Below are 15,806 nucleotides of genomic sequence, written 5' to 3'. Positions count from 1 at the left end.
CCGCCGGCCCGAAGACCTCTTTCCCCCCGACGCCCGACCACCGGATCGGAATCCACAGAGAAACGGACCACCATGCTCATTCTCTCCCTCAAGGAAGGCCATGACGGGGCGATAGCGGCCGTCGAAGACGGAAGGCTGCTGTTCTCCCTGGAAGCGGAGAAGGACACGTTCATCCGCTACAGCGGCCTGACCGCCGAGGTGTTCGCCGTGGCGGCGGAGCGGCTGCACAGGCAGCCGGACGTCATCGCGATGAGCGGCTGGATCAAGGGCACCCAGGCCACCGACCAGCCCTCCCGCGCCGGGTACTACGGTGTGGGCGGTTCCGCGATCTCGGACGCGGCCGGCCGGTTCTTCGGGAAGAACGTACGCGTCTTCTCCTCCACCCATGAACGCTCCCACATCATGACGTCCTATGGGATGTCCGCGTTCCGCCGGGACCAGCCCTTCTACAGCCTGGTGTGGGAGGGGAACATCGGCTCCTTCTACCGTATCGACGAGCACGGGCAGGTGACCCATCTCAAGGAGGTGCTCAACCACCCGGGCAACAAGTACTCCTACGGCTTCGCCCTTGCCGACCCCGGCTTCAGCCCCCACGAGGAGTTCGTCCGCTTCCAGGACGCGGGCAAGCAGATGGCCCTGGCGGGCTTCGCCGGGAAGGGTCCGGCGACCCGCGAGGAGCAGGAGGCGATCGACTTCATCCTCGGGCAGCAGACGGTCATCACGGGCGGGCTGAAGGACCGGATGACCGATTCCCCGTTCCACAACATCGGCGTGGAATCGGAGGCGTACAAAAGTCTCGCCGCCCGTCTGTCGGACGCCATCTTCGACCGCTTCCACGCATACGCCCGGGAGCATCTGACGGAGGGCCTCCCGCTGCTCGTCTCGGGCGGCTGCGGACTCAACTGCGAGTGGAACCGCCGCTGGCGGGAGTGCGGACTCTTCCCCGCGGTCTTCGTCCCCCCGTGCCCCAACGACAGCGGCTCCGCGATCGGGACCGCCATCGACGCCCAGCATTTCTACACCGGTTCGGCGGACCTCGACTGGGACGTCTATGCGGGCGGCGAGTTCGTCGAGGACCTGGAGTTCGACCCGCAGCGCTACGACGTCCGGCCACTGGTCTACGGAGAGGTCGCCCGCTACCTCCGGGACGGGAACATCATCGGCTGGGCGCAGGGCCGCTGGGAGATCGGCCCCCGCGCGCTCGGGAACCGGTCGATCCTGGCCGCCCCCTTCACCGAGGAGACGACCGTCAGGCTCAACCGGATCAAACAGCGCGAGAGCTACCGCCCCATCGCCCCCATCTGCCTGGAGCAGGAGGCCGGCCGCTGGTTCGGCGGCGGAGTCCCCGACCCGTACATGCTGTACTTCAGCCATGTCGAAACCGGCGACCTGCGGGCGGTGACACACGTCGACGGTACGGCCCGCACCCAGACCGTCGACCCGGCGGCGAACCCGGGAGTGGCCGGACTGCTCACCGCCTTCGGCGAACTGACCGGATTCAGCGTCCTCTGCAACACCTCCCTCAACTACTCGGGGCGCGGATTCATCAACCGCACCAGCGACCTGATCGCGTACGGCGAACTCCATGGACTGGACGGGTACGTCGTCAACGGCACCTTCGTCACCCCGCGGCGGTGAGGCGCCCGCCGCAGGGGCGGCGTTCGGGACGGCAGAAGGACCCCACGGCCGCGGATCGAGGCAAGACCGCCCGCCGCCGTGCCCGGCCGGGCGTGGTCAGTCGCGCGAGATACGCCAGTAGGACTCGGTCACCCGGTCGCCCGGGACCCATACGTACGGGATGCGGCGGTCGCTGTCCTTCTCGTACGTGCTGGCGTAGAGGAAACCGCCGTAGTGGGTGTTGTACAGCCCGATCCGGTCCCGGTCGGAGAGCACCCCGTAGTTGTTGATCTTTATGTCCTTCGTCACGTACAGGTGCTCGTGGATGGTCACATCGCACTCCGCGAGCACTTCGACGTTGCTGTTGAGGGAGATCTGCTCGCCGTACGGCCCGCGCAGCTCACGGATGCGCACATAGTGGTCGCCGCTCACCGCCTCGACCGGGCCGTAGGCGTGCAGGGCGTCACGGGCGTTGAGGACGCCGTTGGCGTTCAGGGTGCCGGCGACGTCCAGATCGTCTCCCACCTCCACAGCGCTCCGGGCGGTCAGCCGGCCGCCCACGGTGAGGCCGCTTCTCGCCTCGGTGGAGCCGCCGACCGTCAGGGCGTTCCCGACCCCGGCCGAACCGCCGACGGTGAGGGAGGACTTCAGCGACGTGTCCCCGTGGACCTCCAGGGTGGACAGGGCGTCGACGTCGCCCCGGACGGTCAGCGCGGCGAGGGTCGGATCCGGCACGGTGAGGGTGAGGGTGGCGTACTGGTAGACCGGGTCGAAACCACTGCCGCCCGATCCGGCGCTCGATGCCATGGACCCCTCCAGGGTGAAGGTGGTGTCCAGGGTGAGAGAGCCCGGCGCGAGAGTGAAGAACGTTTCGGGGCCCTCGTGGACCAGCTCGCCGTCCCCGTCGAACAGCCGGAAGTCGGAGCCGTTGCTCTCCCAGGACAGATGGACGCTGCTTCCGGCACGGAACCGCGTCTTCGGAGCACCGGCGCTCGCGTCGTCGCGGGCCAGGAAGGTGTGCAGATAGAACACCGGCGGGGTGACGGGCAGGGGGAGGACCTGCCGTCTCGTGACGTAGTCCTCGGGGTCGGACGAGGTGTCGGAGTGCTCCGCGAGATGGTAGTCGAGCATGCCGGTGGTGGAGCTGAGCGGCCCGCTCAGACCGAAGTGCACGGTGCCGTCGATCGGGGCGCTGTCGTCGCCCGCGTAGCGGAAGACGGCGCGGTAGAACAGGGCGTCGGTGGCGAGGCCGATGTGCTTTCCGGACACCTGGACCATCGAGCCGACGGCCCACTCGCTGCTGTCCGTGGAGAACTTCGGCCCTTCGGTGAAGTACGCGCCCCCGCTCTGCGCGTCGCCCGGCACCGCAATCTGGATCCAGTCGCAGAAGACGTCGTCCCGGTCCGCCGTGACGGCGACGTTGATACGGCCCTGGGCCGCGGTCTCCCGGGTGCTCGCCTGGAGCGGGGCCGGACTGGTGGAGAGGCGGTAGCTGAGCAGGGGGAGCTGATCGGACATGGCGTGCCTCCTGATACGTCTGCGGGAGGGGTGGCTACGGCTGCTCGGATACGGAGCCGGGACCGGGCCGGGAGCCGGGTTCGGGACCGGGTTCGGGGGCGGGTTCGGGGGCGGGTTGGGATTCGGGTTCGGGTTCGGGTTCGGTGAGGAGGCGGAGCTGACCTTCTTCGACGACGGGGGGACGGTCCGGGAACGCCGCGTCCGGCGGCGCCGGGGCCAGGCCGTACGGAGCCCAGCGGCCGCCCGGCGGCGGCGGCGGGCGCAGCCAGGACCAGGTGCCGTGCCGGGTACTGGGCTGCGGAAACGTCAGCGCGCCGTCCTCGCCGCCGCCCCCGAGGACGGGGCCGAAGCGGAAGACGGCCCCGAGCCGCCGGAGCGCGCCGTCGACATGCTGCCGGGGGACGGTGGCGGAGACCGTGGGCGTGATGCCGCTGACGGCGTGGACGCTCGCGCGCGGGTCCATGAGCAGAAGCAGCCCGGTGGGCTCGGTGTCCCCGAAGGCCAGGGCCACGTAGTTCGGTGTCCGGGCGTCGGGGGTCTGCCCGGGGGCGGGGGCGGGGGCGCCGGGCGGGCCGATGCGGACCACGAGGTCCTGGCCTTCGTCGGGAGCGGTGACGCTGTTGAACCGTTCGTAGTCGTAACCGCCGCCCGGCGCGGTCCGGTAGTAGCCGATGAGCCCGTCGTCGCGGGCGGCCTGGTCACCGAGCCGGACCGGGAACGGGTCGGCGGTGAACGCGGACGGCGGTGGCCTGAGGGTCGCCGCCCAGCCGGTGTCGGAGCGGGGCGGACCGTCGAGGGTCAGCCGCAGCCGGGCCCGGACCAGCGCCAGCGGCCGTCCGACGAGGACGGACAGGGTCTGGTCGGTACGGTCCCCCAGCGGGTCGGTCGTCCACAGCGTCGAGTCGATGACGTCCAGGAACGCGCTGAGGTCGGCCTCGCGGCCGAGGGCGCGGGAGCGCAGCAGACCGGCGACGGTCGGGGCGAGCGCCTCGACCTGGTCGAGGGTGGTGACCGTACCGTCGGGCGGGGGTTCCCACCGGCCGGTGCGGGTGCCGGTGCCGTCGGTGAGGAGGCGGTACGTGCCGAGGAAGCGGCCGGTGGGGTCGTACAGCAGCAGACTGCGGTCGAGGTGGTCGGGGAGCAGCCAGCCGGTGACCGGATCGGGGTCGGCGGCCGTCTCCACCACCCGGGTGCCGGTGGCGGCGTCCAGGAGGTCGAAGTCGAGCCGGGCCGGCTGGAGGGGGCGCGGGGGGAGTTGGACGACGGCGGCGACCGTCGGGCTGAGGGAGGACTCGGTGGTGAGGGCGGTGTCGACGATCAGCGGGAAGGAGCGGTAGTCGTGCAGACCGCCGGTCGCCAGGTCGGCGCTGACGACGTCGAGGACGCGGCCGAACTTGTCGTAGAGGAAGAGTTCTTCGAGGTGGAGCTGGCCCTGCCGGGTCTCGTGGAACGGTGCGCTCTCCCCGCCGGGGAGGTAGGGGACGCTGGTGACCCGGCCCCGGTAGCGTTCGGGCAGGGCGTCGTCGCCGGTGGCGTCGGGGTAGCCGGCGAGGCCCGCGACCTCGGTGAAATGCCGGTCCTGGGGGGTGGGGCGGCGGAAGGCGCGGGTGTCGCGGCCCGCGAGGCGGTCGTTGAACCCGGTGAGTTCCTGGGCGAGGAACCCCCAGTCGCCGACGGCCGACAGCCAGGCGGGGAGCCGGTCGCGCTGGTCGGCGGAGCCGTGCCGGGAGACGAACTCCTTCAGCCGGGCGGCGAACAGCGCGCGGGGGTGCGGGCCGAGTTCGGAGACGCCCTTGACCACGACCGGCTTCGGGGCGGGTGCCGTGCCCGGGACATAGCGGTAGTCGGTGCCGTCGAAGGCCCAGCAGCTCCGTCCGCCGGCGGTGTGCGGGATGTGGTGGTAGACGGTCTTCCACTCCATGAACAGCGGCTCCCAGGGCTGGCTCCAGGGGTCCGTGCCGAGCGCGGGCAGGGTGCCGGTGAACTCGTCCGGCCGGTGTGCGGCGAGGGCGGCGCGGACGTCGGCTTCCGGCAGTCCGCAGGCGGCGGCGACGGCGGTGGCGTTGCCGGGGTCGAGCAGGAAGTACTCGGTGAGCAGCCCCGGGATCTCGCCCGGCAGTGCGCCGGGGCCGGGGAGGGCGGGCACCGGCCCCTGCCCGGGTGGGGCGGTGACGGTCCTGCCGCCGACCGTGACGGCGCCGACGAGCGGGGTCGGGGTGTCGTCGGTGAGCGGCCGGACGGGTACGGGCGTATCGGTGACCACGGCGTCGGACGGGGGCAGGATCCCGGACAGGCTCACCACGGGGTTGACACCGTGCCGGTACGGAGGCCGGGGCACGGCCTTGAGGACGGCGCCCTCCGGCAGTCCTCCGGCCCGGCCGAAGGCGCTGATCCCGGCGAGGAGCGCATCATGGGCGCCCGCGTGCGGTGCGGACCGGTCCGGCTGGGGGACCAGGCCGGCGAGGGCGCGGGCCTCGTTGGTTTTCGCCCGTACGGTATGCGCGAGGGAGCCCTCACGGGTGGGGTCGAGTTCCTGCTGGATGCCGTCCTGGTGGGGAGCACGGGCGGGTGGCGGGTCCAGGATGCCGAGGAGACCGTTCTTCAGCCAGAGGGAGTTGAGCCGCCACTGGAGGGCGTGCACCTCGCCGAGCAGGCCGTCCAGCCGGTGCTGGTCGTCGTTGAGGGTGGTGAGCCAGGCGGGTGGGGTGAAGGGTTCGGGCGGCGCGCCCCCGGCCGAGGTTCCGGCGGATTCGGTTCCGGCGGCCCCGGCGCCGGTGTGCCCGGTGTCGGCGGGCGGCGGTGTCACCGTCCAGTGGTAGCCGCCCGCCGACGCGCCGAACGAGGCGGCGTGCACGGCCCTGCGCACCCGCTCGTCACCGCCCTTTTCGTCGGCGACGGGCAGCAGATCGTGCAGGAAGGCGCGGAGGAGTTGCAGATCGCCGGCGGTGGGCCGGGCGCCGGCGGCCCGGAGGGCGTGTCCGGCGAGGGCGGTGAAGGAGTCCTCGGTGGTGGTGCCGATGGCGACATTGAGCGCTCCGCTGTCCTTGACGGTGTGGAGCGGGTCGGGGGAGGGGGCGCCGGCGGCGGCCGGGTCCCAGGGGACGGTCAGGGCCAGACCCTGGTAGAGGCTGCGGACCGTGGGGGTGAGACCGGCGTCGAGGACGGGGTTGCCGGTGAGGCGCGGGTCCCGCCAGCCGAGCCGGTCGAGCCGGTCGGCGTAGGACGTGCCCGGTGGCAGGGCGGCGAGGACATCGGCGGCGGGGTCGGAGTACCAGCCGACGACCTGGTATCCGAGGGTGTCGGGACCGGGGACGTCGGCCAGGTCGTCGAGGAACGAGAAGACATTGGTGTTGTGCGGCACGTACGTGGTGAAGTGCGGGTCACCCGCGGCCATGGCGGTGAGGAACAGCGGATCCCGGGGGGCCCGTTCCGTCCAGGGCCCGGCGTCGCTGTGCGGGAAGGCCAGCCCGATGGCCGCCTGGTGGGCCTTGGAGGTTCTGGCGCTGCGGTACGGGTCGGGGCTCGCCGACCAGGCGACGAGGGTGTCACCGGTGACCAGATAGGGGCTGGAGTGCTCCAGGGGGTGGCCCTGCTGCCGGGCGTACGGGGTGTGGGGGCAGTCGCTCTCGACGACCCAGGCCCTGACTCGGCGGGCCGCGGTGCCGCTGAAGCGCGTGACGAGCCACCGGTTGGGCACGAGCGGATAGTCGACCTCGCCGGTGGCGGGGTCCTCGAAGCCGTGGCGCAGGCCCCGGGGCAGCGTCCAGTGCAGATGCACCCCGGTACGGCTGAAGAGGGGGTCGTCGGTCTGGCGGTCGCCCTCGTCGGGTTCGGGGCTCATGTAGTCGTTGAGGGCGAGGTAGTTCCGGCGCCAGGTGCGGAAGCCGTCGCGGCGCAGTACGGCCGGTGACACCACGAGGGCGTCGAGGGCGACCGGTACGACGAGGGCGGGGCCCGTACTCATCCTCGGTCTCCTTTTTGGGCCTCCCGGGCCTCCCGGGCGGGGAACCGGTCACCGTCCGGGCCGTCGAACCGGATCGCCTCGGGCACCTTGACCAGTTGGAGCGCGAGGTCGGCGGGGCCCAACGGCCCGAGCGCGGTGCCGTGCGCGGTGTCCAGTGCGGCGGACAGCGCCGGAACGAGCGACCCGAGGTCCAGCACCCGGACGGCGGGGTCCTGGGACGGGCGGAGATGGTCCAGGACCCTGAAGGTGGTGTCCGGGCCGAGCTGCTCCCCGAGCGGCAGCCGGGGGCCGGTGTCCGGTGCCGTCATGCTGCGCAGCGGGATTCGGCCGTCGTCCTCCACTCCGAAGCGGAAGCCTTCCTGGGGCTCGGCGAGTTCGACGGTGGCGGGCACCCCGTTGAACAGGCAGAGCAGCACCGTGGGGGAGAGGTGGTCCATCCGCAGCACCGGCAGCGGCCGGCCGTCGGCACCGACGGCGCGCACGGCGAGGTGGGGCCAGCCGGAGACCAGCGCGGAGCGCAGCAGCAGACCGCTCACCGGGCCGAGGACGGCGGGCGTACCGTCCGGGGGATCGTCCCGGACCCCGCGGTCCACGTCCCGTCGGGCCGCCGCCGACTCCGCCGCCTTCCTCCGTACGGCGGCGGCCACCACCTGGTCCTGGCGGGTGTCCCGGCTCGACTGGGCGCCGATCCCCAGCGCCCCGCCCACCAGCGCGGCCGTCCAGTTGGGGTCGGTGTGGAAGAAGCGGAGCGACTCCGGCGGCAGCATGCGCGCGTCGGGTACGAGATGGCTGAACGGCACCGCCCGGAGCAGCACGAGTCCCCCCAGCCAGTCCACTACCGGGGCCAGCCGCTCCCTGAGTCCCTCGTCCTCGTCCAGGGCCCGGGTGACGGCCGCGCGGGCGGCGTCGGACCGCAGGAAGGCGTCCAGATCCCCGCTCGGATCCTCCGGCGCGGACTCGGGCGCGGGCGGCGACCAGACGCCGTCCGGGCGGGCCGGGACCGCGCCCAGGGTGGTGAGCAACGGCCCGTCGAGGAGTGCCGCGAAGGCCGTACGGGCGGGGTGCGGCCGCTCCTCGCCGCCGTCCGGCGGCAGATGGACGCTGGTGGCCCGGTGGTAGAGGGTGTCGGCCAGACCGCGGGCGGCGTGTCGGAAGGCGGTGAGCTGCCGGACGTACGCGGAGTCGGCGAGCGCGAGCGCCCGGCCCGTCTCGAACGCGGTCGCGAGCGACACGTCGAAGCTGCCCCAGGCGGGGTCGTAGCCGAGCAGGGCGTCCGCGGTGCCGGCGGTGGCCACCCGGTCGACCGCCGCGGGCAGTACGGGCGTCAGCGGCCCCCGGTACCAGCCGAAGGTCCGCTCGCCGGACCGGGTCCGGTACGGCAGCGGCACATAGCCGGCGCCGATCCGCCGGGCCACCTCGCGCCGGGCCCGAGGGGTGCCGTCCGCGTCCCGGTACGGGGAGGGCAGCCGCAGCCACATCTCGTCGCGGGTCGCCGCGCGCGAGCGGTCCGGGCCGCGGGTGAGTCCTTCGGCGAGGCCGCGGAAGTGCGCCCCGGCGTCGGGATGGGCCCAGAACGTCCAGCGGCACAGGGACAGCAGCGCGACCGAGGTACGGCCCCGGAAGTCCGGGTCCGGCCCCAGGAGCGGTTCGTGGCCCTCCAGGGAGACCAGGTGGACGATGTTCTTGGTGCGGGCCTCCGGGGGTGATCCGGGCGGTGCGGCGGCCGGGAAGCGGCCCGCGACGACGACGGAGAACAGCCCGTCCTCCTGGATGCCGAGGATCGGCCGGTCCCCGGTGTTGGCGCCCCGGCAGTGCGCCAGGTACCGCAGTTCGTCCAGCCGGGGAACCACCTGGCGGAAGACTGCGGTGGGGATCCGGACCGTCTCGCACGGATCGTCCCGCCCGATATCGGCCTCCGGGGACAGCGCGGGTTTGAGTACGTCCTGGTCGGCCGCGAGGAGCCCGCCCACCGTGGTCGGCTCGGAGCGGGCCGGGCTGGTCGTACCCCCGGCGATCTGGTCGTCGGTGAGGACCAGCAGCGCCAGCCACGGAGTGGCGCGGTCCGCTCCGCGCAGCGGGCGCTCCCACGGCAGCAGCGGGTCTCCGAGCACCACATGCGGTAGTACCTCGGCGAACCGGCCCTCGGCCGAGTCCGGCGGCTGCCGGGCGAGCACCGCCGAGGTGTCGAAGGCCACTTGGGGAGCCCGTACCGTGAACCGCTGCACGGCCCGGAACGGACCACCGACGGTTTCCGCGCCCCCGCCCGCGCCGGTGCGCAGGGTGTGGGTGGCCTCGATCCGGTAGTCACCCGCGGGCAGCGCGGGCAGATAGTGGTCGTGCAGTTCGACGTCCCCGACCGGGATGGTGTCGCGGGCGGGGTGCTGCGGGCTCGGGCTCACGGAGAACTCCCTCGGTCCTGGGGCGGGGTCCGGCGGATCGGCCTGGGACCGGAGATCAGTCCTGGGACGGGTTCCGGACCAGCGGGGCCCGGCTGTAGAGGTGGGCGGCCCCCGCCGCCAGCCCGGCCGGAGTGTCCGCCGGGCCGCCGAACAGACCGGCGTCGGCCAGCGCTGCGTACAGCAGATCGCGCCCGGTGCGGGCCGTACCCCGGTCGATGCTCCCGATCCGGTCCACCGAGGAGTCGTCGGGTACGCAGAGAAAGCCGCGGTCGGGAACGGGCGACGAGGGCAGCGGGGCGAGGCCCGGCGGGATCTCGTCCGCGGTGTACTCGCCGAGCGGGAAGACCCCGCGCGAGACGGCCAGTTCGGGCCGGGGCGCCCGGAGGTCGAAGCCGACGGGCCGGCCGGGGAGCACCTCGGCGCCGGGCGCGTCCGGAGTATGGCTGAAGGGGCTCGGCGGGGCGCCCCACAGGGCGGCGGGCATGTTGTGGGTGCGGGCGGTCGCCGTCCAGCCGTCCAGCGGCGCCGGGGCGCCCTCGTAGAACAGCTCCAGACGGTGCTCGCCGACCAGGCCGGTGCGGTCCATGGGTTTGATGTCGACGGCGGGCCCGTCCTCGGGGCCGGGTGACGACAGCGGGGCGCCGCCCAGGCGGAGATGGCTGGCCGGAATCGCGGACTGGGTGAAGAACCGCAGGTCACGGGCGCGGGCGTACCAGATCTTGCCGCTGCTGCCGCGCTCCCCTGCGGTGGTGTCCGTGGTGTCTGTGGTGGTGTTGTCCACGCCGTACACCGGGGCGATGGTGACGGTGTCCGCCGGCTCCGGCAGCAGCTCCGCGAACGCGTCCCAGCCGAGTGCCCCGGTGTTCGCCCCGGACGGGCCGGGGCCGAAGCCGATCGTCTTGGAGAAGGTCAGGAAGTGCGCGGTGACCGAACCGCCGGTCGGCGGCCCCCACAGCTCCAGCTCGGCGCCGACGGTCGCGCTGACCGTCTTGTGGAGGATGCCGATGTTGACCTGGTACGAGGCGCCGATGCTCACCGCGACCCGGGCGGTGAAGAAGAAGGGCCGCCAGGACAGCAGGATGTCCGCCTGGGCGGTGAACCACGCCCGGAAGTCCCCCGCGTGGAAGACGATGCTCAGCCGTCCTCCGGCCATCGCGCACGACGGGGTCACGGCGAGATACGCCTGCGCGGTGATCGTCAGGCTGTCGCTGACGGCCCAGTCGATGCCGAGCCGCGGTACGTCGGGGTAGGCGGCGGGGCGCCGGAACGACGGATGGTAGCCGCCGAGGGTGACCACGAACTGTCCGGCGTCCGGGCGGTCACCGAACCAGACCGAGGCGGCGAAACCGCCGGTGAGACGGCAGGCGGAAGTCAGGACGTACGACGCCGGGGCGAGCTGCGCGGCCAGTTCGAAGCTTCCGGTGAGGGGCTGGACGACCGCTTCGAGTCCCAGCTCGGCGTAGACGTAGGCACGGGTGGCGGACTCGGCGGGGATCGGAAGCTGGAGGGTCGCGATCCCCAGCACGGCGAACGCCGTCTCCCGGCCGGACTCGGCGGCCAGCAGCACCTTGGCGTTCACCACCTCCGCGACGGTGAACTCGACGCCCAGGGCCAGCCAGTACGAACCCTGGCGCGGGGCGATCCACTCCCGCAACGGGCCGTTGGGCACGGCGGGCCTGCGCCCCTCCAGGACGTCCAGGACGGCGGACGGCCGCCGGTCGGCGTCCGGTCCCTGCTTGTTCAGTGCCAGCAGCGGGAAGCCGGACACCTCGCGCGCGCTCGGCAGGGTCAGTTCGCGGTTGAAGCCGAATCCGGCCATCAGCCCGGTGACCAGGATCGGCGGCGCCGCCACGAGGGGCGCTTCGAGCTGGGCGAACACGAACAACGACGGCTGTCCGGAGGCCGGCTGGGCGTACGAGCCGACGGCGGCCAGGGAGAAGTCCGGTACGGCAACGGTCGCGGTCCCGTCGAACTGGAAGGCCACTCCCTCGTCCAGCCGGTCGTCGGGGAGGCGCAGCAGCGCGCCTTCGATCTCGACCGGGGGAGTGGCGTAGCCGACGCCGAGGCCGTCGAGACGGAAGACGGGGGCGAATCGTTCCAGCGACGAGCCGACGGCCAGCCCGTCCAGTGACATGGACAGCGGCCCGAGCTGCACCCCGGCGTCGAGGCCGAAGAGCAGCGTGTTGTGCTGGTACATCACGCCGATACGGTTGATCTGGACCACCCCGAGCTGCTTCTGGACGTCGAACCAGACGCCGCTGGAGGCGGGGGTGCCCGGCGTGGTGGGCGCCGCGGGGGCGTCCGGCACGGCGGGGGCTGCGGGGGCGTCCGGCACGGCGGGCGCGGAGCGGCCGGATGCGGCCGGGCCCGCGGGCAGACCGAGGGCGACGGGTGTCCGCTCCGTGCCGATGCGGAGGACGGCGAGGGCGGCGGGTCCGGCCTTCAGCCCGCCCCCGGGTAACTCCACCACCCCGGCCCGCGCGAGCAGCGTGTTGGCGGCCCCGGCCGCGGCGGTGTCGAACCCGCCGGACGCGTAGAGGATCTGGAGGCCGTCGACGGCGAGTTCGCCGCCCACCGCGGAGAGGAATCCACCGACGAGGGGCAGCCGGGCCAGATCGACCGATGCCGACAGATCGACCCCGATGCAGAACACCGCGGGGCCGTTCGCCGGTTCGAACCGTACGAACTTGGCGTCCTTGAGCCCGATGCGCAGACCGTCGGGGATATCGGAAGCGAGGTCGGCGGAGAAGTGCGCGACCAGGTCCCGCAGCGTGACCCGGGCGTCGCCGTCGGCGGAGTGGAAGGTGGCGACGAGGAGATCGGTGCCGGTCCGCTCCTCGTCGAGGACGATGTCGAAGGAGAGATCACCGACGGCCAGCCGGCCGCCGTAGCGGATCGCGGCGTCGTCCCGGGTGACGGTCAGCGCCAGGGAGGCGGTGATCCCGTCCGCGATCGTGATCCGGCCCCGGCAGAGGAAGTCGAAGACCTTGGTGCCGGTGGTGTGGGAGAGCCGGAGGGCGGTCAGCTCCAGGGCGCGGAGGGGGCCGGGGGCATCGGGCAGCCGCAGCGCGTCGATCACCTCGCCCACGCCGGTCTCCCCGGCCGCGAGCCCACCGCTGAAGGTCCAGCCGCCCTTCGCGCCGCCGGTCTGCGAGGCGGACAGTTCGATGTCGACGGAGTGGCCGATCGACACCGTGCCGCCGATCTGGGCGGCGAACCCGCGGGCGGGATCGTAGGACAGGGCCACGGACAGGGCGGTGAGCGCGAAGGGGCCGATGTCCCAGTCACCGGTGGCCGTCATCCGGACCAGGAACGCCCTGCCGAGGCTCGCGGTGAAGAGCAGTTCGCCGATGGCCGGGGACGCGGGCACCTCGCCCACGGGCAGCCCGAACGACTCCAGCACGGTCCGGAGGCCGAGCGGCTCGCCGTCCCGCAGCCGGCCGGTGACCCGCAGCTCGGGCAGCCAGACCGCGATCTCCAGCGCGAGCGCCTTGATGTCGAGCGCGGCGACGACCGCCATGGAGGCCACTGCGCGGACAGCCGGTACGGCACCCTCCTTCGGGGCCAGCCGGATATCGAAACCGGCGACGTCACGGGCGGCGAAGCCGAGCGCATGCAGCCCCTGCCGGGCGCTCTGCCACACGGAGGCGTCGCTGAGGCGTTCCCCCAGTTCGTCCAGCGCGTCCGCGAAAGCCGCCCGCTGCCGTGGGCGTACGGCAGCGGTGAGGCTGCCGTCCTCACCCTCGGTCACGGTGCACACCACCGCGACGGAGTCGAACGCCCCGCTGAGCACCAGGACGACGGAGCCGTCCGCCGACGCGGTCACGCTCACGCCGGTCACCGCGAGCGTCACCCGCCCGCCGGCGGGCCAGCCGGTGGATACGCAGCTCAGGCCGAAGGCCAGCGTGGTGTGCCCGGGGTCGATCCGCGGTGCCTGCGAACCGGGTGTGCCCCGGCAGACCCCGTCCGGGAACGTGGCCAGCAGGTCCGTCAGTTGCGGGGGCAGCAGGGTGTCCGTGGCGCGCAGTACGGGAGTTTCCCCCAGGCTCGTCAGGTGCGCTTCCAGGGCATCGAGATCCATCGGACCCCTCCGTCGTCGGCTACCGGTGCAGAGCGCCGTTCCCCATGATCTGGCCGGCTTCGGCCGGCCCCACCTCGCGTCCGGCGTACGACAGGCCGGATTTCGTCCCGCGGACCACCGCCGAGAGGTCGTCCCACTTCTTGACCGCTTCGTTGAAGTACATCGTCTCCGTACCGTCCGGCCTCGGCAGACGGGTGTACTGGGACCAGAGTTCCGGCCAGCCGGTGAGGAAGCTCTCGCAGAATCCGCCGAACCGGGCCATCTCCGCCGTCATGATGATGAGCCGGTGGAACGCCTCCTCGGCCTTGGCCGGTGCTCCCGATCCGGTCCTCACCAGTTTGTCCACATGGTTGTAGAGGGTTTCCAGATCAGTGATCAGCTGGAACCCTCCGATGTCGAAGTCCGGCGCCGCCTCGGAGTACTGCGAGGAAACACGCTGATCCGTCCGGACGGGGACCGGCTGTTCGGGCGCGGCCTGACTGCCGCGGGCGGCGAGAAAGTGTTCCGCGGCGCCGGCCCGGCCGATCGACCAGCCCTGGAGGTAGAGGTTCTCCTTCAGGAGATAGACCCGGACCGCCTTGGCTCCGTAGTCGAGTTCGAAATCGACCCGGACGAACCGCGTATCCGGGTTCGGCGGGGTTCCGATGCCCGGGTTGAACCGGTCGCGCAGAAACTGAATCATCGCGCGAAATGCGGCGGCGTCCGATTCATAGGTCGCCGCGTAGGAATGCGTGTCCCCGTTCGCCATGACCATGCAGCGGTCCCCCCACCGGATTCCCCATGCCCGTGGACCGCCACAGTCTTGCCGCTGCCCGGAGGGATGCGCAAGCCTGCGACGGCCCGGCCGACGAAGGAATTCCCCACCGCTGAGCCGGAAGCCGAGGCGTGTGCCGAAGGCGTCCGGTGAGACGCGACGGGCTGGGGCGAATTCTGTTGAGCCGCGGTACGGGAGGCGTCGTACGCGGCGTTTCCTCAAGGGCGGGTACCGGGCCGTGGCGGTCCCGCCGCATGGTCACGCATGGGCGAGTCGGGGGCGTCGTTTCAGAGGAATGGCGTATCGGGTTCGAGCCCCGACAGCACCCTGCCGTAAAGCTCCAGGTTGGTCGCGGGATTGATGAACGAGTGCAGGTTCAGGGCGTTGAGATCCCGTACCATCCGCTGGACCGGCACGTCCCGGTGCAGGGACGAGGCGCCCGAAGCGGACCCGACGAGATCCCCCGCCTCCTTGCACAGCCGCGCCAGATACCCGCACTGCGCCCTGACCCGCGCCCGCTCGACCGTCGTGTACGGCTCTCCCGTGGCCGCCCGGGATTCGAGCAGCCCCACCAGGTCGGCGACGATCAGCTCCGCTGAGGAGACCTTCATCTCGGCCTCGGCGAACTGCAGATGCGTCACCGCGGCCTCGTGCTGGTGCTCATAGAAGGTATAGGTGATACCCCGCTGGTGGATGCGCTCCCCGAACTCCGCCAGGGCACCCCGCGCCAGCCCGACGACGCTGGCGGCCGTCCAGGCACAGAACAGCAGGATCAGCGGCATCCCGTAGAACGGGTCGGCGCTGTTCCGCCGGGACGGGGACGTGCCCTCCAGCAGCGGCCCCACCCGCAGGACGCGATGGGCGGGCACCCGGAGGCCTTCGGCCACGACCGTGTTGCTGCCGCTCCCGGTCAGACCGGAGAAGTCCCAGTCGTCCAGGATCCGGAGGTCGGCCATGGGAATCGCCAGCCACAACAGCTCCGGCGGGCCTTCCCCGGTGTCGTCCAGCGCGGTCAGCAGATGCCAGTCGGCGTCCTGGCATCCGGTCGCGAAGGGCGACTTCCCGTCCACCGTGTAGCCGCCGTCCACCGGAACGGCCTTCGAGCCCGGCACGAGCGTGGTGCTGATCCGGACGTCGGGAACGGTGAAGAACTCGTCCTGGGCCTCGTCGGGGAAGAGGGCCGCGATGAAGGCGGCGGCGGCTTGGCTCAGCGCCAGGTATCCGGCGGAACCGCAGGCGGCGGAGATCCTGCTCAGCGCGTCGATCTGCGTGCGCAACGAGGTCTGGTAGCCCCCGTAGTGCCGGGGGACGTTCATGCGCAGGATCCCGGAGTCCCCGATGGCCTCGACGACCTCGCGCGTCACCCGCCGCTCCCGCTCGGCGCGTGCCGAGTGCGAGCGGATGAACGGATGTAACGCGCTGACCCGGTCGAGGAGTTCGGACTCCGTACGGGGTGCTGATGAAACGACCAAG

At 72.3% G+C, this 15,806-nt stretch carries 7 protein-coding genes; 1 reads left to right on the top strand and 6 read right to left on the bottom strand.

What is annotated here, in order from left to right:
- The first annotated feature begins 72 nt into the window (after nucleotides 1-72).
- The gene (locus ACIQ9E_RS08515; RefSeq protein WP_403703952.1) at nucleotides 73-1,638 is read left to right on the top strand and encodes a carbamoyltransferase C-terminal domain-containing protein; all 1,566 of its coding nucleotides are present in this window, start codon (nucleotides 73-75) and stop codon (nucleotides 1,636-1,638) included.
- Nucleotides 1,639-1,734: 96 nt separating this feature from the next.
- Here the strand turns inward: ACIQ9E_RS08515 and ACIQ9E_RS08510 are convergent, their stop codons facing one another.
- The 6 genes from ACIQ9E_RS08510 to ACIQ9E_RS08485 all read right to left on the bottom strand — a co-directional run bounded on the left by ACIQ9E_RS08510 (nucleotide 1,735) and on the right by ACIQ9E_RS08485 (nucleotide 15,805).
- Nucleotides 1,735-3,135: a hypothetical protein gene (locus ACIQ9E_RS08510; RefSeq protein ID WP_403703949.1), complete on the bottom strand. Its 1,401-nt coding sequence runs from the start codon at nucleotides 3,133-3,135 to the stop codon at nucleotides 1,735-1,737.
- Between the two features lie 34 nt (nucleotides 3,136-3,169).
- Nucleotides 3,170-7,099: a hypothetical protein gene (locus tag ACIQ9E_RS08505; RefSeq protein WP_403703946.1), complete on the bottom strand. Its 3,930-nt coding sequence runs from the start codon at nucleotides 7,097-7,099 to the stop codon at nucleotides 3,170-3,172.
- A complete protein-coding gene (locus tag ACIQ9E_RS08500) occupies nucleotides 7,096-9,498 on the bottom strand; it encodes a hypothetical protein (RefSeq protein ID WP_403703943.1) in 2,403 nt (800 codons plus the stop codon). Before ACIQ9E_RS08500 ends, ACIQ9E_RS08505 begins: the two co-directional genes overlap by 4 nt.
- Before the next feature lie 55 nt (nucleotides 9,499-9,553).
- Entirely contained in the window at nucleotides 9,554-13,579 is a 4,026-nt protein-coding gene (locus ACIQ9E_RS08495) for a DUF6603 domain-containing protein (protein ID WP_403703940.1), read from the bottom strand.
- A 19-nt stretch (nucleotides 13,580-13,598) separates the two neighbouring features.
- Nucleotides 13,599-14,333: a ribosome-inactivating family protein gene (locus tag ACIQ9E_RS08490; protein WP_403703937.1), complete on the bottom strand. Its 735-nt coding sequence runs from the start codon at nucleotides 14,331-14,333 to the stop codon at nucleotides 13,599-13,601.
- A 287-nt stretch (nucleotides 14,334-14,620) separates the two neighbouring features.
- Nucleotides 14,621-15,805, bottom strand: coding sequence for an acyl-CoA dehydrogenase family protein (locus tag ACIQ9E_RS08485; protein ID WP_403703934.1), 1,185 nt, complete (start codon nucleotides 15,803-15,805; stop codon nucleotides 14,621-14,623).
- Nucleotide 15,806: the final 1 nt, after the last annotated feature.

Origin of the sequence: Streptomyces sp. NPDC094448, assembly GCF_044763775.1 — a bacterium.
GTDB lineage: Bacteria > Actinomycetota > Actinomycetes > Streptomycetales > Streptomycetaceae > Streptomyces.
The sequence above is the reverse complement of the archived record's forward strand: the minus strand, read 5'-3'. Positions and strand labels throughout refer to the sequence as shown.

Coding starts and splice junctions, on each gene's coding strand:
- ACIQ9E_RS08515 (WP_403703952.1), top strand. CDS start 73: ATGCTCATTCTCTCCCTCAAGGAAGGCCATGACGGGGCGATAGCGGCC.
- ACIQ9E_RS08510 (WP_403703949.1), bottom strand. CDS start 3,135: ATGTCCGATCAGCTCCCCCTGCTCAGCTACCGCCTCTCCACCAGTCCG.
- ACIQ9E_RS08490 (WP_403703937.1), bottom strand. CDS start 14,333: ATGGTCATGGCGAACGGGGACACGCATTCCTACGCGGCGACCTATGAA.
- ACIQ9E_RS08505 (WP_403703946.1), bottom strand. CDS start 7,099: ATGAGTACGGGCCCCGCCCTCGTCGTACCGGTCGCCCTCGACGCCCTC.
- ACIQ9E_RS08495 (WP_403703940.1), bottom strand. CDS start 13,579: ATGGATCTCGATGCCCTGGAAGCGCACCTGACGAGCCTGGGGGAAACT.